Source organism: Pseudomonas sp. CFBP13509 (genome assembly GCF_005233485.1).
Classification (GTDB): Bacteria; Pseudomonadota; Gammaproteobacteria; order Pseudomonadales; family Pseudomonadaceae; genus Aquipseudomonas; species Aquipseudomonas marginalis.
Window position 1 is genome coordinate 260,568 of sequence record NZ_QGAA01000008.1, and the last position, 16,185, is coordinate 276,752.

At 62.4% G+C, this 16,185-nt stretch carries 14 protein-coding genes; 3 read left to right on the forward strand and 11 right to left on the reverse strand.

What is annotated here, in order from left to right; translation table 11 throughout:
* Positions 1-10: 10 nt before the first annotated feature.
* From PspCFBP13509_RS15920 to PspCFBP13509_RS15930, 3 genes are read left to right on the forward strand one after another with little or no spacing between them, the layout of a single operon-like run.
* Positions 11-1,195 carry an acetyl-CoA C-acyltransferase gene (locus tag PspCFBP13509_RS15920; RefSeq protein WP_137212311.1) on the forward strand — a complete coding sequence of 395 codons (1,185 nt, stop codon included), beginning with the start codon at positions 11-13 and terminating at the stop codon, positions 1,193-1,195.
* 12 nt (positions 1,196-1,207) lie between these two features.
* Complete coding sequence (locus tag PspCFBP13509_RS15925) at positions 1,208-2,335, forward strand: acyl-CoA dehydrogenase (RefSeq protein ID WP_137212312.1); 1,128 nt, start codon at positions 1,208-1,210, stop codon at positions 2,333-2,335.
* Between the two features lie 11 nt (positions 2,336-2,346).
* A complete protein-coding gene (locus PspCFBP13509_RS15930; RefSeq protein WP_065927523.1) occupies positions 2,347-3,120 on the forward strand; it encodes an enoyl-CoA hydratase in 774 nt (257 codons plus the stop codon).
* Between the two features lie 83 nt (positions 3,121-3,203).
* Here PspCFBP13509_RS15930 and PspCFBP13509_RS15935 read toward each other — a convergent pair whose 3' ends face one another.
* From PspCFBP13509_RS15935 to arnC, 11 genes are all read right to left on the reverse strand, one after another.
* The gene (locus PspCFBP13509_RS15935; RefSeq protein ID WP_065946988.1) at positions 3,204-4,355 is read right to left on the reverse strand and encodes an acyl-CoA dehydrogenase family protein; all 1,152 of its coding nucleotides are present in this window, start codon (positions 4,353-4,355) and stop codon (positions 3,204-3,206) included.
* A 3-nt stretch (positions 4,356-4,358) separates the two neighbouring features.
* On the reverse strand, positions 4,359-5,462 hold the full coding sequence (locus PspCFBP13509_RS15940) for an enoyl-CoA hydratase/isomerase family protein (RefSeq protein ID WP_065927525.1): 1,104 nt from the start codon (positions 5,460-5,462) through the stop codon (positions 4,359-4,361).
* 141 nt (positions 5,463-5,603) lie between these two features.
* Positions 5,604-6,314: an HPP family protein gene (locus PspCFBP13509_RS15945; RefSeq protein ID WP_065927526.1), complete on the reverse strand. Its 711-nt coding sequence runs from the start codon at positions 6,312-6,314 to the stop codon at positions 5,604-5,606.
* A 239-nt stretch (positions 6,315-6,553) separates the two neighbouring features.
* Positions 6,554-8,176 (reverse strand): ArnT family glycosyltransferase, encoded by a 1,623-nt coding sequence (locus PspCFBP13509_RS15950; RefSeq protein ID WP_137212313.1) that lies wholly within the window; start codon positions 8,174-8,176, stop codon positions 6,554-6,556.
* A 3-nt stretch (positions 8,177-8,179) separates the two neighbouring features.
* Positions 8,180-9,559 carry a UDP-glucose dehydrogenase family protein gene (locus PspCFBP13509_RS15955; protein ID WP_065946990.1) on the reverse strand — a complete coding sequence of 460 codons (1,380 nt, stop codon included), beginning with the start codon at positions 9,557-9,559 and terminating at the stop codon, positions 8,180-8,182.
* A complete protein-coding gene (gene arnF, locus PspCFBP13509_RS15960) occupies positions 9,556-9,969 on the reverse strand; it encodes a 4-amino-4-deoxy-L-arabinose-phosphoundecaprenol flippase subunit ArnF (RefSeq protein WP_065927529.1) in 414 nt (137 codons plus the stop codon). Before arnF ends, PspCFBP13509_RS15955 begins: the two co-directional genes overlap by 4 nt.
* Positions 9,966-10,313 (reverse strand): 4-amino-4-deoxy-L-arabinose-phosphoundecaprenol flippase subunit ArnE, encoded by a 348-nt coding sequence (gene arnE / locus PspCFBP13509_RS15965; RefSeq protein WP_065927530.1) that lies wholly within the window; start codon positions 10,311-10,313, stop codon positions 9,966-9,968. The genes arnF and arnE overlap by 4 nt, the downstream gene beginning before the upstream one ends.
* Complete coding sequence (arnT, locus tag PspCFBP13509_RS15970) at positions 10,310-11,965, reverse strand: lipid IV(A) 4-amino-4-deoxy-L-arabinosyltransferase (protein WP_137212314.1); 1,656 nt, start codon at positions 11,963-11,965, stop codon at positions 10,310-10,312. Before arnT ends, arnE begins: the two co-directional genes overlap by 4 nt.
* Positions 11,962-12,846, reverse strand: a complete 885-nt coding sequence (gene arnD, locus PspCFBP13509_RS15975) for a 4-deoxy-4-formamido-L-arabinose-phosphoundecaprenol deformylase (protein WP_137212315.1) — start codon at positions 12,844-12,846, stop codon at positions 11,962-11,964. Before arnD ends, arnT begins: the two co-directional genes overlap by 4 nt.
* Positions 12,846-14,837 (reverse strand): bifunctional UDP-4-amino-4-deoxy-L-arabinose formyltransferase/UDP-glucuronic acid oxidase ArnA, encoded by a 1,992-nt coding sequence (gene arnA / locus PspCFBP13509_RS15980; RefSeq protein WP_092484314.1) that lies wholly within the window; start codon positions 14,835-14,837, stop codon positions 12,846-12,848. Before arnA ends, arnD begins: the two co-directional genes overlap by 1 nt.
* Positions 14,834-15,871 (reverse strand): undecaprenyl-phosphate 4-deoxy-4-formamido-L-arabinose transferase, encoded by a 1,038-nt coding sequence (gene arnC / locus PspCFBP13509_RS15985; protein ID WP_065927534.1) that lies wholly within the window; start codon positions 15,869-15,871, stop codon positions 14,834-14,836. Before arnC ends, arnA begins: the two co-directional genes overlap by 4 nt.
* Between the last annotated feature and the right edge of the window lie 314 nt (positions 15,872-16,185).

Below are 16,185 nucleotides of genomic sequence, written 5' to 3' on the forward strand. Positions count from 1 at the left end.
AGGATGAGCCATGAATGATCCCATCGTGATTGTCAGCGCCGTGCGCACGCCCATGGGCGGGTTCCAGGGCGACCTCAAGGGCCTGACTGCGCCGCAACTGGGCTCTGCCGCCATCCGTGCGGCGATCGAGCGTGCAGGCATCGCCGCCGACGCCGTGGATGAGGTGTTGTTTGGGTGCGTGCTGCCCGCCGGCCTGGGCCAGGCGCCCGCGCGTCAAGCCGCCTTGGGCGCCGGGTTGGATAAGTCCACGCGTTGCACCACCCTCAACAAGATGTGCGGCTCGGGCATGGAAGCGGCGATCCTCGCCCATGATTCGCTGCTGGCCGGCAGCGTCGACGTGGTGATCGCCGGCGGCATGGAAAGCATGTCCAACGCGCCCTACCTGCTGGACCGCGCCCGCAGCGGCTATCGCATGGGGCACGGGCGGGTCATCGACCACATGTTCCTCGACGGCCTGGAAGATGCGTATGAAAAAGGCCGCCTGATGGGCACCTTTGCCGAGGAGTGCGCGCAGCTCAACGGCTTCAGCCGTGAGGCGCAGGATGCGTTTGCCATCGCGTCGCTGACCCGTGCGCAGGAGGCAATCACCCATGGCAGCTTCGCCGCCGAAATTGTCCCGGTACAGGTCACCGTCGGCAAAGAGCAGAAAACCATCCTGCATGACGAACAACCGCCCAAGGCCAGGCCGGAAAAAATTCCCGGCCTCAAACCGGCGTTCCGCGAAGGCGGCACGGTGACGGCGGCCAATTCCAGCTCGATTTCCGACGGCGCGGCCGCATTGCTGCTGATGCGCGAGTCCGAGGCACAACAGCGGGGGCTCAAACCGTTGGCGGTGATCCATGGGCACGCAGCGTTTGCCGATGAACCGGGGTTGTTTCCGGTGGCGCCGGTGGGCGCGATTCGCAAGCTGATGAGCAAGACCGGCTGGAGCCTCGACGACGTCGATCTGTTTGAAATCAACGAAGCCTTTGCCGTGGTCAGCCTGGTGACCATGAGCAAGCTGGAAATCCCCCACGCCAAGGTCAATGTCCACGGCGGTGCCTGCGCCCTGGGCCACCCGATTGGCGCGTCCGGCGCGCGGATCCTGGTCACCCTGCTCTCGGCCCTGCGCCAGAAAGGCCTCAAGCGGGGCGTCGCGGCCATTTGTATCGGCGGCGGTGAAGCCACGGCCATGGCCGTCGAATGCCTGTATTAAGGACTGAGCCCAATGCTGCCCAATGACGAACAACTGCAGATCAGCGACGCCGCCCGGCAATTTGCCCAGGAGCGGCTTAAACCGTTTGCCGCCGAGTGGGACCGCGAACATCGCTTTCCCAAGGAAGCCATCGGCGAAATGGCCGAACTGGGCTTTTTCGGCATGCTGGTGCCCGAACAGTGGGGCGGGTGCGACACGGGTTACCTGGCCTACGCCATGGCCCTGGAAGAAATCGCCGCCGGTGACGGCGCCTGCTCCACCATCATGAGTGTGCACAACTCGGTGGGCTGCGTGCCGATCCTGAACTTCGGCAACGATCAGCAGAAAGAGCAATTCCTCAAGCCCCTGGCCAGCGGCGCCATGCTCGGTGCTTTCGCCCTGACTGAGCCACAAGCCGGTTCGGATGCCAGTGGCCTGAAAACCCGTGCACGGCGTGAAGGCGATCATTACGTGCTCAATGGCTGCAAACAGTTCATCACCTCCGGCCAGAATGCCGGGGTGGTGATTGTGTTCGCGGTGACCGCCCCGGCAGCGGGCAAGCGTGGCATCAGCGCGTTTATCGTGCCCACCGATTCGCCGGGCTACAGCGTGGCGCGGGTCGAGGACAAGCTCGGCCAGCATGCCTCCGATACCTGCCAGATCCTGTTCGAGGATGTAAAGGTGCCAGTGGCCAACCGTCTTGGGGAGGAGGGCGAGGGCTACAGGATCGCCCTGGCCAACCTTGAAGGCGGTCGCGTCGGCATCGCCTCGCAATCGGTGGGCATGGCCCGCGCCGCTTTCGAGGCTGCACGCGACTACGCCCGAGAGCGTGAAAGCTTCGGCAAACCGATCATTGAGCATCAGGCCGTGGCCTTTCGCCTGGCGGACATGGCCACGCAAATCGCCGTGGCACGGCAGATGGTGCACTACGCCGCCGCCCTGCGGGACAGCGGCAAGCCGGCGTTGGTCGAAGCTTCCATGGCCAAGCTGTTCGCCTCGGAAATGGCTGAGAAAGTCTGTTCCGCCGCCTTGCAAACCCTCGGCGGTTACGGTTACCTGAGCGACTTTCCCCTGGAGCGGATCTACCGCGATGTGCGGGTCTGCCAGATTTACGAAGGCACCAGCGATATTCAACGCATGGTCATCTCACGCAATCTCTAAGGAGCCGATACATGAGTTACGACACCATTTTGCTCGAAGTCCAGGGCCGCGTCGGGTTGATTACCCTCAATCGTCCCCAAGCCCTGAACGCCCTGAATGCGCAGTTGGTCAGCGAGTTGAACCAGGCGCTGGATGGCCTGGAGGCCAACCCGGAAATCGGCTGCATCGTGCTGGCCGGCTCGAAAAAAGCCTTCGCCGCCGGCGCCGACATCAAGGAAATGGCCGAGCTGACCTACCCGCAGATCTACCTCGACGACCTGTTCAGTGACAGCGACCGCGTCGCCAACCGTCGCAAGCCGATCATCGCCGCGGTCAACGGCTTCGCCCTCGGCGGTGGCTGCGAACTGGCGCTGATGTGCGACTTTATCCTGGCCGGTGACGGCGCCAAGTTCGGTCAGCCGGAAATCAACCTCGGCGTGCTGCCGGGCATGGGCGGCACCCAGCGCCTGACCCGCGCGGTGGGTAAGGCCAAGGCCATGGAAATGTGCCTGACCGGACGGTTTATCGATGCGGTGGAAGCCGAGCGCTGCGGGATTGTCGCGCGCATCGTGCCCGCCGATGAACTGCTCGACGAGGCGCTGAAGGTCGCCACGCTGATTGCCGGCAAATCGGTGCCGATCAGCATGATGGTCAAGGAAAGTGTGAACCGTGCGTTTGAAGTGAGCCTGTCGGAAGGCGTGCGCTTTGAGCGCCGGGTGTTCCATGCCGCGTTCGCCACGCAGGATCAGAAGGAAGGCATGGCGGCGTTTGTGGCCAAGCGTGCGCCTGAGTTCAAGGATAAGTAGCCGTTGCCAGCTGTATAGCTGCAAGCTGCAAGTAATCGCCAATGCGCTTTTACTTGAAGCTTGCAGCTTAAGACTTGCAGCTCCTACAGCTGGTAGTTTTTGAGTTCCCGGGCAATGACCATCCGCTGTATCTCGCTGGTCCCTTCGTAAATCTGCGTGATCCGCGCGTCCCGGTAGTAACGCTCCACCGGGTAATCCTCCAAATATCCATAGCCGCCATGAATCTGCATTGCGCTGGAGCAGACTTTCTCGGCCATTTCCGAGGCGAACAGCTTGGCCTGGGACGCTTCCGAGAGGCACGGCTTGCCAGCGCTGCGCAGGCGCGCCGCGTGCAGGATCAGTAAACGGGCAGCGTTCAGGCGGGTTTGCATGTCTGCCAGCAGGTTGGCCACGCTTTGGTGTTCGATGATCGCCTTGTCGAATTGCACCCGGTCGCGGGCATAGGTCAGCGCCGCCTCGAAGGCCGCACGGGCGATGCCCAGGGCTTGGGCGGCAATGCCGATGCGGCCGCCTTCGAGGTTGGACAGGGCGATGGCCAGGCCTTTGCCGCGCTCGCCGAGCAGGTTGGCCTCGGGCACGCTGCAGTGGTTGAGGGTCACGGCGCAGGTGTCCGAGGCACGAATACCCATCTTGTGTTCGGTACGGTCGACCACAAACCCCGGGGTGTCGGTGGGTACCAGGAACGCGGAAATGCCCTTCTTGCCCAGGTCCGGGTCGGTCACGGCAAATACAATCGCCAGCTTGGCGCGCTTGCCGTTGCTGACGAACTGCTTGGCGCCATTGATCACCCACTGGCCATCGCGCAATTCGGCGCGGGTGCGCAGGTTGTGGGCCTCGGAGCCGGCCTGGGGTTCGGTCAGGCAGAAGCAGCCAATCGCCTGGCCACTGGCAAGGTCGGCCAGCCAGGTGTGTTTCTGGGCATCGGTGCCGTAGTTGAGGATTGGCCCGCAACCCACTGAATTATGGATACTCATCAGTGCGCCGGTGGCGCCATCGCCGGCCGAGATCTCTTCCACGGCCAGGGCATACGCCACGTAGTCGACATAGGTGCCGCCCCATTCTTCCGGCACTACCATGCCCAACAGGCCCAGTTCACCCATCTTCGCCACCAGGGCGTCGTCGATCCAGCCGGCTTTTTCCCAGGCTTGGGCATGGGGAGCGATTTCACCACGGGCGAAGTCGCGCGCCATGTCACGGATCATTACCTGTTCTTCAGTGTATTCAATGTCTTGCATGGCTTATTTCGCAACCTGCTCGAAGTGATGGAAGAAGCTGTCGACGTGGCTTTTGTTCAGTCCATGGAGCGTCGGCGGGTTCCAGCGAGGGTTCTTGTCCTTGTCGATGATCAGCGCACGGACCCCTTCGATCAGGTCGCCGCGTTCGAACCATTGGCGGTCAAGGTGCAGCTCCAGGGCAAAGCACTGCTCCAACGGCAGGCGCCGGCCGCGTCGCAGCATTTCCAGGGTCACGGCCATGGCCAGGGGCGAGCGGGTTTGCATCAGGTGGACGGTGTTCAGTGCCCACTCATGGCTGTCGGCGACAGTGACCTCCTGAAGTTGCTCGACGATGCTCGGAATGTCCGGCAGGCCGAAGAAGTGGTCGATCGCGGGGCGCAATGCGGCCAGCGGCGGGTCGGGCAGGCGCTGCACCGCCAGCTTGGCCAGCACGCCTTGCAGGTCTTTGAGCGGCGATTCATGCCATTGCAGGCTGTCGAGTTTCTGGTCGAGGCTGGCCAGCTTGGCGCTGTCCAGGTACCAGTTGGCCAACCCGCAATACAGGGCGTCTGCCGCGCGAACCTGCACGCCGGTCACGCCGAGGTAAATGCCCAGCTCGCCGGGAATGCGCGGCAGGAAGTAGCTGCCACCGACGTCCGGGAAGTAACCGATCGCCACCTCCGGCATCGCCAGGCGGCTGCGCTCGGTGACGACGCGCAAATCAGCACCCTGCACCAGGCCCATGCCGCCGCCCAGGACAAACCCGTCCATCAGGGCCAGTACGGGTTTGCGGTAATGGTGGATGGCCAGGTCCAGCGCGTATTCCTCGACGAAGAAGTCTTCGTGCAGGGTGTCGCCGCGTTTGAAACTGTCATACAGGGAGCGGATATCGCCGCCGGCACAAAATGCCTTTTCGCCCGCACCGCGCAGGACTACGGCATGCACCTGCGGGTCGTCTGACCAGGCGTGCAGCTGTTGCGCCAGGCTGCGGACCATGTCCAGGGTGATGGCATTCAAGCCGGCGGGGCGATTGAGGGTGAGGTGACCGATATGGTTGCGTACTTCGGCCAGTACGTCGTCCTGACGCCTCTCGGCGCTGCTTGCTTCGCTTGAAACCTGAGCAGTCATCTGTAACTCCCTGCTTTTATTGTTCTTTATCAAGATGGTCGTGCGCAAACACTCCCGTGATCGTACCAGTGCAAATTTGCACAGTACAACCCGAAATCATGCAGGTCGTTTTTGCATTTATGCAGGGTGGCGGGCGCGGGTTCAGGTCACGCGGGTTGCCAGTACTTCACCGATGCTGCGGCGCCGAGCGTGGGTTTCTGCAGCATGGATCAATTGCTCCAGCTCCGTCGGGGCCACGTCGTAGAATTGCTCCATGTCCGCCAGCGCCAGCTTCAAGTCGGCGGCCGTGATAGCGGGGTCGCGGGCGGCCCTGGGGTCAGGCAGGACAGTCGTCGACGTCTCGACAGCACCCTTGGGGTAGCGCGTTCGCGTCGCATTATTGTAGGCCAATGCGCAGGCCAGCAAGGCGCCGGCGCCGAGTAATACGGCCCCCAATTCGTGCCAGCCCAGGGCGGCGGAGGCAGGGTCGGCCAGGACCAGGCTCATGGCCAGCCCACCGGCGGGCGGGTGCAGGCACCGCAGCCAGCACATCAGCACCACGGCCATGCCGGCCGCCAGGCAGGCACCGCCCAGGGTGCGCCCAAGGACGCGGGCCACCAGCAATGCCACGACACCGGCGCACAGGTAGCTGCCGATGATCGACCAGGGTTGTGCCAGCGCCCCGGATGAGACCGCAAACAACAACACCGCCGAAGCCCCCAGCGGGCCGAGCAGGTGCAGGGCCACCTCCATGCCAAAAACCTGGGCACAGAGCCACACACTGAAGAATGTACCCAAGGCCATGCCAATCGCGGCACGGCTCCATTCGGTGGGGCGGGTGTTGATAGCAGCGGGAAACCAGCGAGAGCGCATTGAAAGGAAATCCATAAACGGCGGGCAAAAAAAAGGCTTGTCTGGTTGCCCGGAAAAGCCCTTTGAAAGTTCCTGCATTTGGGGGAGGAACCCGCGCAGTGTGCCGCGCCCGGCAGGGCAGCGCCAATGCATATTAATGAGGGTTAAATACAAAAATAATGAGTTTATCAAGGCGTGGCGGAGCGGTAGATAGCTACCGCATGTGGCCATCGAGTTTACAGTTGGGGTTCAGACGCAACTCAAGGTTGGACAGGTTTAGCCAGGTGCAGCAGCACATAGGGAGTTCGGTCGAACTCACCGCTCAACGTAGGCGTGATAGAGGCAAAGCGCGGGTCTTCGAGCCCTTCGAAATCCGCCTGGCTCATCACCAGCCACGCCGGCCCTTGCAGCGGTGCCAGGTCAGAAGCTTGTTGGGTAAACAACGGCACCTGGTCGCAGTCGAGGTTGACCATGTATTTGATCGCCTTGGCGTCTTTGCCCAAGCCGTGCAATACCACGGGGGCGCGCTGTTGCTTGACCTGCTCATGCACTTGCAGGGTAAAGGTGCGGGTGTCGTAGACGCTGCGTTCGAGCGGTTCGACCACGGCAATATAGGTTGCCCAAACCGCAAGCACGGCGGCAAGCGCCGGACCCAGCGGCCGTAGGCGAGCCCTGAACAACGCCAGCAATGCCAAGGCTTGCAACACGCCGAGAACGGCGAACACCGGCCCCAGCTGGCTCAACTGCTGCGGATAGCGTGGCCTCGCGAATACCAGCCCGACGATCAGCAGGCCTGGCAGCAGTGTCCATAGACCCAGCATCAGCCCGCGTAGCCATGCAAACAGCCGCCCCTCAGTGACCTGGAACGGGTACGCCGCAATGATCGCTGCCATCGGCAACATCGGCAGCACATAGCGAGCCTTCTTTGCCTGGGGAATCGACAGGCCCAACATCACCAGCAAGCCTGCGGCGGCGCAGTACAGCACCAGTTGCAACGCCGGCGTCGGCACGCGGCGCCCACCGAACGCAAGCGCCAGCAGCACCAGCAGCGCCACGGGATAGGCGAGGGCGTAGTTGCCCAGCGAGCTGGTGAAGTAATACAACGCGCCACTGGAGCCTTCACTGCCGTCCATGCGCCCCAGGAACTGCATGCGGATCACATCCTGCATGAAGCTCTCGCCGCCACTGAGCTTGGCCATCAGCAACAGCAGGCCGACACAGGCCGCCAGCAGCGCCAGGGCCAGCAGGCCAAAACTGAACAGTTGGCGCCATTGCCGGTTGATCAGGTAGTAGCTGCACAGCACACCCGTGGGAATGACCAGCCCGATCGGCCCGCGAATCGCAAAGCCGAGGATCAGCAGCAGGTACAGCCAGTACAGGCGTCTGCCCGCACCGAAATGATCATGGGCATAACCGAGGTAGAACACCGCCAGGGCGATGGCGGCGAGCATCTGGTCGAGGGATACCGCACGGGTTTCACTGATGAAGGTACTGCTCAGCAACAACAGCGCGATGCTCAGCAGCCCCCAACGCTGGGAGTAGGGCGCCGTCAGGCGATACACCAGGATGACGATCACTGCCGAGGCAATCGACGTGGGCAGCCAGGCCGTGAGGCTGGTGACCTGGCCCAGGGGCAGGGACAACAGCCAGGTCATCAGCGTCGAGGTGGCCAGGTAATCGGCATACGGCTGCCCGTAGGTGGTGGGAAAAAAACCCGGCCCATGGCGCAGCATCTCCTGGGCAAATACCACGAAGCGTGAGTCGAAACCGATAATCGCCTGGTGCCAACTGCCGGCGATGAACAACAGCAGCGCCAGCAATCCCAAGCCGAGGGATTGGCGACGAATCGTCGGGCTGAGCAGGGACGGTTGAGCTTTGTTCACGAATCAGGCTTCCACGACCTGCGGCACCCACTGTTGTTGGGGGATCGGCAACTGGCAGGAATCGCCACGACCGATCGGGTAATACTGGAAGCCTTTGCGCGCAAGGCGCTCACCGTCATACAGGTTGCGGCCGTCGAAGATCACCGGGGTTTTCAGGCGCTGGTGGATCAGCTCGAAGTCCGGCGCCTTGAACTGCTGCCATTCGGTGCAGACGATCAGCGCATCGGCGCCGAGCAACGTGGATTCCGGCGTGCCCATCAGCATCAGCCGCTCCTCGTCAGCGTAGATGCGCTGGGTTTCCTGCATGGCTTCCGGGTCGAACGCCCGCACATTGGCGCCGGCGGCCCACAGGGCTTCCATCAGCACGCGGCTGGGTGCATCGCGCATGTCGTCGGTGTTGGGCTTGAACGCCAGGCCCCACAGGGCAAAGGTCTTGCCGCGCAGGTTGCCCTGGAAGAACGCATTGATACGTTCGAACAGCTTGCTTTTCTGGCGCTGGTTGATGGCTTCCACGGCTTCCAGCAGGTCGCTGGAGCAGTTGGCCTGCTTGGCGCTGTGGATCAAGGCACGCATGTCCTTGGGGAAGCACGAGCCGCCGTAGCCGCAGCCGGGGTAGATAAAGTGGTAGCCGATGCGCGAGTCGGCGCCGATGCCCAGGCGCACGGCTTCGATATCGGCGCCCAGGTGTTCGGCCAGCTCGGCGATCTGGTTGATAAAGCTGATCTTGGTGGCCAGCATGCAGTTGGCGGCGTATTTGGTCAGTTCGGCACTGCGCAGGTCCATGAAAATGATGCGGTCATGGTTGCGGTTGAACGGCGCGTACAGGTCGCGCATCACGTCGCGCACTTCTTCGCGCTCGCAGCCGATGATGATGCGGTCCGGGCGGCGGCAGTCGGAAACGGCCGAACCCTCCTTGAGGAATTCCGGGTTGGAGACGATATCGAACTCCAGGTGCCGGCCGGCCAGGTGCAGGGCTTTTTCGATATGGGCGCGCAGGGTGTCCCCGGTGCCCACCGGGACGGTGGATTTCTCCACCAGGATCACCGGGTCGATACGGTGGCGGGCCACCGCATCGCCCACCGACAGCACGTACTTGAGGTCCGCCGAGCCGTCTTCATCCGACGGTGTACCCACCGCGATAAACAGCACTTCGCCGTGTTCGACGGCAAGCTTTTCGTCGAAGGTGAAATGCAGTCGTCCGCTCTCCAGGTTTTCCTTGACCATGGCCGCCAGCCCCGGCTCGAAGATGCTCACATGGCCTTGCTGCAGGAGCTTGACCTTGTTCTGATCGACGTCCATGCAGATGACATCGTGACCGACTTCGGCCAACACAGTGGCCTGCACCAGACCGACGTAACCACTACCAAATACACTGATTTTCATGGGGCATTCCTGGCGCTTGCAGCGCTAGCACGGCGAGAGTTAATAACCAGCACACCAAGGATGACAAGCGCCACCCCCAGGGTTTTCGAGAGGGAAAAATGTTCGTTGAACACCGGCAGGCTGGCGGCCAGCAGGTACACCAGCGCGTAGCTGATGCTCAGCAGCGAATAGGCGCGGCCCAGGGGCAGGTGCTTGAGGGCACCGAGCCAGCAGAGCATCGACAGCGCGTAGGCCAGGATCGCCAGGCTCACTACGCCCAACGCGGTGAAGTCGATGGCGTTGCTGTTGAACGCCGTCAGCCACTCGGTGGGCAAGGGCAGGCGCGTCATGCTCCAGCGCATGCCCAATTGGGCGGCGCTGACCAGGCCAACGCTGCCCAGGGCCAGGGCAAACCCACGCACGCGACTCATACCTGGCGCCCCAGCAGCACCACACCGGCAATCACCAGCACCACACCCAGCCAATGCCGTGTGTCGATGGGTTCGTTGAATACACAGCGTGCCACCAGGGTGACCAGGACAAAATTGAGGCTGAGCATCGGGTAGGCGATGCCGACTTCCAGGCGCTGCAACACCAGCAACCACACCAGCAAACCAAAACCCAGGCACAGCAGGGCCGACCACAACCATGGTGAGCGCAGTTTCAGCGCCCAACCGTCGGGCTGGCCGCGCCAGCCTTCCACGGCGAATTTCTGCGAGACCTGGCCCATGCATGTCAGCAGGCAGGCCGCCAATAACAGGAGCAGTGTGATCATGGCGCAACCTGCGGGAACACCAGGATCACGATATTGCCTTGCTCGTAGCGCTTGCCGTCCTTGGGCAGCAAGTCCACTTCGGCGAGTTCGTCGTCACCCTTGACGCGCATCACCACACCGACCGCGCCGTGTTTTCGCGCGTCGCTCATCCATTGCTGGACCTGTGTGGTGTCGACCTTGTGATGGGCCGCATCGTCGAAGGCCAAGCCATATTTCACTTCGCCGACGGTGTTATAGAGGGTCACGTCCGGGCGCTTGACGCGCCATGCCAGGGCGGAGGCCGCGCCGAGGTCGTTGCTCAGCAACGCGCTGGTCTGGCTCAACTCCTGGAGGTGATCGATGATGAACTGGTCCGGGGTCTTGTTATAAACCACCGAATGGGGCAATGCGGCCGGGACCAGCGCCACCAGCAACCAGCTGCCGATCGCCGGCGCCGCCCACAAGCGCAGCGGGCGCGACGCTTGCAGCAGGTTGGCGACGATCCAGCCGAACAGGAACATAAACACCAGCACCAGGCTGAGGGTTTCACTGCCGTGCTCATACACCGGTTTTTTCAGTTGGACCCACGTCAGCGCGAGCAAGGCCAGCACGCCGATGACCAGGTTCAGCCAGCCGTTGATGCGTAACACGCGCCCACGGGCCTGGGCCAGTTTGTCGGCCAGGGAATGGCCCATCAACAACGCCAGCGGCAACAGGCACGGCATGATGTAGGAGGGCAACTTGCCCTTGGCCAGGCTGAAAAACGCCAGCGGCATCAGCAGCCACAGCAACAGGAAGGCGGTTTTCGCCGCGCGTTTTTCCTGCCACGCCTGTTTCAGGGTCGACGGCAATAGCGCCACCCACGGCAGGCAGAAGGCAATCAGCAGCGGCAGGTAATACCAGAACGGTTCCGCATGCTGGGCATCGTCGCCGGCAAAGCGCTGGATATGCTCGTGCCAAAAGAAGAAGTTCCAGTAGTCCGGCTCCTGCAGGTGCACGGCCAGTGCCCACGGCAGGCTCACCACAATGGCCACGACCACGGCGACCAGGCCGTAGCCGAGCAGTTCGCGAAAGCGCTTCTGCCAGATCGCGTAGGGCAGGGCGATCAATACCGGCAATAGCCACGCCAGGAAGCCCTTGGTCATAAAGCCCATGCCACAGGCAAAACCGAGCAGCGCCCAGGATCCCAGGCGGCCGTTGCGGGTGGTGCTGTCGAAGCAGAACCACAGGGCAACGCCGGTCAGGTTGACCCAGAACGTGAACTGCGGATCGAGGTTGGCATAGCCGCCCAATGCCGCCACGCTGACAAAACTCATGTACAGCACGGTGCTGACCAGGCTCTTTTGCGGGTCATTCCACAGCCGGCGCGACACCAGGTACACCAGCAGGATGCTCAAGCCGGTGCTCAGCGCCGAGGCGAAGCGCACGCCAAACAGGTTCTGCCCGAAGATCGCCTGGCCCAGCGCGATCATCCAGTAACCGGCAGCCGGTTTTTCGAAATAGCGGATCCCCATGAAGTGCGGCGAGGCCCACTTGCCGGTCAGCAGCATTTCCTGGCTGATCTGTGCATAGCGGGTTTCATCCGGAATCCACAGGCCGTGGGTGGTCAGCGGCAACAGGTAAAACACACCGAACGCCAGCAGGAGCAGGGGCAAGGCCCAACGCCGGATCATGCCTGCTGCACTCCGAGCCACCCCTCGCGGCCGCTCAAGGCGCCGCGCACCAGGTGTTGCCGGGGCAGGGTGGTCAGGTCCGCAGGCAACAAGTCGCCCAGCGGTTTGAAGTCGATGCCGCGCTGCCCTGCCTGGGCGAGCAACTGGCGAAAATCGTTGGCCATCAGAATCCCTTCTACTTCTGCGTGGATCGTGTAGACGTTGAGCTTCGACTCGGAAAACCGGTCAAGAATGAAGCCGTTGAAGTCCTTGGCGGCCACCACCGGCCCGACGACTTCGTCGAAGGTCGGCAGGTCCACCGGAATTTGTGGCGTGCCCGCGCTGCCATCGGCCAATGTCGGCCGAAACAGGCTGGTACCCCGGCAATCGCTGTTGTAGCGGAAGTTGAAACCTTGCTTGGCCTGCACCACACGCTCGTCGGCACGCCAACCCGCGGCCGCCGAACAGTCGATGGGTTCGCCGAGGATGTCGCTCAAGGTCTCCACGCCGCGTCGAATCTGCTCGACCAGCTGTGCATCGCTCCAACGCCCGGTGTTGGCCTGCCAGCCGTGGTGATCCCAGGCGTGCAGGCCGACTTCATGCCCCGCCGCCTTGGCCTGGCGCATCAAGTGCCCCAGGTCACGGCCGATCGGCTTGCCTGGCCAGGCGGTGCCGGCCAGCAGGATGTCCCAGCCGTACAGGCCGGCCGCGTTGGAACGCAGCATCTTCCACAGGAACTGCGGGCGGATCAGGCGCCACAAGTGGCGCCCCATGTTGTCCGGCCCGACACTGAAGAAGAACGTCGCCTTGACCCCGGCCTCATCCAGGGATTCGAGCAACCGTGGCACGCCTTCACGGGTGCCGCGGTAGGTATCGACGTCGATGCGCAAGCCTGCCTTCATTACTTTTTGTCCGCGATTTCGAGCATGGCTTCACGCAGGAAGAAGTCCAGCGTGTTGCCGATGGTTTCGCTCATTTCCACGGTCGGCTCCCAGTTCAGCAGGCGCTTGGCGTTTTCGATGCTTGGCTTGCGGTGCGCCACGTCCTGGTAACCGGTGCCGTAGAACGCCTTGCTCTCGACGTCGCGGAAACCAGCAAACGGCGGGAAGTTACCGCGCAACGGGTGCGCCTCGAACTGACGCAGCAGCTCTTCGCCCAACTGGCGGATGCTGGCTTCGTTTTCCGGGTTGCCGATGTTGATGATCTGGCCGTTGCAGGCATCGTTGTCGTTATCGATGATGCGCGCCAGGGCTTCGATACCGTCGGCGATGTCGGTGAAGCAACGCTTCTGCTCGCCACCGTCGAACAGGCGGATCGGCGTACCTTCCACCAGGTTCAGGATCAGCTGGGTGATCGCCCGGGAGCTGCCGATACGCGCCGAATCCAGGCGGTCCAGGCGCGGGCCCATCCAGTTGAACGGACGGAACAGGGTGAAGTTCAGGCCCTTGGCGCCGTAGGCCCAGATCACGCGGTCCAGCAGTTGCTTGGAGACCGAGTAGATCCAGCGCTGCTTGTTGACCGGGCCAACCACCAGGTTGGAGGTGTCTTCGTCGAAGTACTGGTCCTGGCACATGCCATAGACTTCGGAGGTCGACGGGAAGATCACGCGCTTGTTGTACTTGACGCAGTAGCGCACCAGCTTGAGGTTTTCTTCGAAGTCCAGCTCGAACACGCGCAGCGGGTTGCGGGTGTATTCGATCGGTGTGGCGATGGCCACCAGCGGCAGGACCACGTCGCACTTCTTGATGTGGTACTCGATCCACTCGGTGTGGATGCTGATGTCGCCTTCGACGTAATGGAAGTTCGGGTGGCTGCGCAGGCGCTCGATGGCGTCAGAGCCGATGTCCAGGCCGTAGACTTCATAACGGTCGTCACGCAGCAGGCGCTCGGACAGGTGGTTACCGATAAAGCCGTTCACACCGAGGATCAGCACGCGGGTCCGGCGCGGCTTGCGGCCGGACTCGGCACCGCGCAGCACGGAGCCGTCGACCAGGCCCAGTTCGTTGGCCAGTGATGGGCCGGCCAGGTACAGGCCGTTGTCGTTGCGCTGGCCGAACTTGACCACCAGAGAGTCTTCGCCGCAGGCGATGCGCAGCGGGTTGACGCTGATCACACGGCCCGGTGCCAGGCCTTCATTGCCCTTGACCACTTCGGCTTGCCAGACGATGAGCTTGTGCTCGCCGACGGCGCAGAACGCGCCTGGGTACGGTTGAGTCACCGCGCGCACCAGGTTGAACAGTTCTTCAGCGGGTTTTTTCCACTCCAGCTTGCCGTCGGCTGCGGTGCGACGACCAAAGTAGGTGGCCTGGCTTTCGTCTTGAGCAGTCTCGGTCAGCTTGCCCGCAGCCAGTTGCGGCAGGGCGTCGCGCAGCAGGCTGGTGGCCGCATCACGCAGCTTGGCGTGCAGGGTCAGGCCGGTGTCGGTGCGCTCGATCACTACTTTTTGCTGGGCCAGGATCGCCCCTGCATCGGCGCGCTTGACCATGCGGTGCAGGGTCACGCCGGTTTCGGTTTCGCCGTTGACCAGCACCCAGTTGGCCGGTGCGCGGCCACGGTATTTAGGCAGCAGCGAGCCGTGCAGGTTGAACGCACCTTTGCTGGCGGTGGCCAGCAGCGGCTCGCTCAGCAGGTTGCGGTAGTAAAAGGAGAAGATGTATTCCGGGTTCAGCTTGGCAATACGCTCGATCCACAGCGGGTGGTTGGCGTCTTCCGGCGCATGTACCGGGATGCCGTTGCGCGCGCAGAGTTGGGCGACGGAAGCGTAGAAATTGTTTTCCTTGGGGTCGTCGGCATGGGTGAACACGGCGGCAATGTCGTAGCCGGCAGTCAGCAGGGCTTCAATGCCCGCACAGCCAATATCGTGGTAAGCGAAGACAACGGCTTTTGAATTCATGACGAAACCTGATCGGAAGGAAAAGTAGTGGTGGAATGGGAAGACACCAGGCCGTCGACGACGACCACGGGTGCCGGTGCTGCCGGTTGGTTGCGCAGCACTTTTTCAATAAAGAAGCGGGGGCGCGCACGCACGTCGCTGTACATGCGCCCCAGGTATTCGCCCAGCAGGCCCATGCCGATGAACTGGCCGCCGGTGAACACGAACAGCACCGCGAACAGTACGAACATGCCATCGCCGGCCCATTGGGCACCGAAGGCCAGGCGCAGGATGATCAGCGCGAAGGCGAACAGCACGCCCAGGCCCGCGAGGCTGAAGCCGACGATGGACAGCAGGCGCAGCGGGGTGGTGGTCATGCAGGTCAGCAGGTCGAACATCAGGCTGATCAGGCGCATGGCGCTGTATTTGGATTCGCCGTGTTCACGCTCGGCGTGGTGCACCAGGATCTCGGTGGTGTGACGGGCAAAGCCGTTGGCCAGGATCGGGATGAAGGTGCTGCGCTCGCGGCAGGCGAGCATGGCGTCGACGATGGTGCGCCGGTAAGCGCGCAACATGCAGCCGTAGTCGCTCATGGCCACGCCGGTGGAACGTTGCACGGCGAGGTTGATCAGGCGCGAAGGCCAGCGGCGAAAGGCCGAGTCCTGGCGGTTGTTGCGCACCGTGGCGACCACGTCGTAGCCCAAGGCGGCCTGTTCCACCAGGCGCGGGATTTCTTCGGGAGGGTTCTGCAGGTCGGCATCGAGGGTAATCACCACTTCACCCCGGCACTGCTCGAAACCGGCCATGATCGCCGCGTGCTGCCCGTAGTTGCGATTGAGGATCACCGCCACCACGTTGCTGCCGTCTTGCGCGGCGGCGTCTTCGAGCAATTGGGCGGAGTTGTCACGGCTACCGTCATCCACCAGGATGATTTCGTATTCGTAGGCCAGTTGCTTGCAGGCGGCGGTGGTGCGACGCAGCAGTTCAGGCAGGCTTTCTTGTTCGTTGTAGACCGGGATAACGATCGACACGCAATGAATAGGGTAGGGTTTCAAAGATTCATGACCTCGGGGCTAGAGCAACTTGGAGCGTAAAAACAGCAGTGATCATTGGGCAAACGTAGGGCTCGCAGGTAAAAAACGGCGCAAAAGTTGAAGTTTAATCAACAGGTTAGCTGGTGTTGTGGGACTCGCTCTGAAGTTTCACGTTCAAGATTAAGCGCAAAAATGTGCAACAGATATGAAAGGCAGATGAAAAACTCGTTTATTTGACAGGTAGACAGCTAGGGTTCAGCTACGCAACTAAGGTATGGCAGGGTAAGGCCCGCAGGCTGAATAGGCGTTGTCTGCAGGTGAGGCGCTTTAATCCG

Coding starts and splice junctions, on each gene's coding strand:
- arnA (WP_092484314.1), bottom strand. CDS start 14,837: ATGAATTCAAAAGCCGTTGTCTTCGCTTACCACGATATTGGCTGTGCG.
- arnT (WP_137212314.1), bottom strand. CDS start 11,965: ATGATCCGGCGTTGGGCCTTGCCCCTGCTCCTGCTGGCGTTCGGTGTG.
- PspCFBP13509_RS15940 (WP_065927525.1), bottom strand. CDS start 5,462: ATGACTGCTCAGGTTTCAAGCGAAGCAAGCAGCGCCGAGAGGCGTCAG.
- PspCFBP13509_RS15935 (WP_065946988.1), bottom strand. CDS start 4,355: ATGCAAGACATTGAATACACTGAAGAACAGGTAATGATCCGTGACATG.
- arnF (WP_065927529.1), bottom strand. CDS start 9,969: ATGAGTCGCGTGCGTGGGTTTGCCCTGGCCCTGGGCAGCGTTGGCCTG.
- arnE (WP_065927530.1), bottom strand. CDS start 10,313: ATGATCACACTGCTCCTGTTATTGGCGGCCTGCCTGCTGACATGCATG.
- PspCFBP13509_RS15955 (WP_065946990.1), bottom strand. CDS start 9,559: ATGAAAATCAGTGTATTTGGTAGTGGTTACGTCGGTCTGGTGCAGGCC.
- arnD (WP_137212315.1), bottom strand. CDS start 12,846: ATGAAGGCAGGCTTGCGCATCGACGTCGATACCTACCGCGGCACCCGT.
- PspCFBP13509_RS15925 (WP_137212312.1), top strand. CDS start 1,208: ATGCTGCCCAATGACGAACAACTGCAGATCAGCGACGCCGCCCGGCAA.
- PspCFBP13509_RS15920 (WP_137212311.1), top strand. CDS start 11: ATGAATGATCCCATCGTGATTGTCAGCGCCGTGCGCACGCCCATGGGC.
- PspCFBP13509_RS15945 (WP_065927526.1), bottom strand. CDS start 6,314: ATGCGCTCTCGCTGGTTTCCCGCTGCTATCAACACCCGCCCCACCGAA.
- PspCFBP13509_RS15930 (WP_065927523.1), top strand. CDS start 2,347: ATGAGTTACGACACCATTTTGCTCGAAGTCCAGGGCCGCGTCGGGTTG.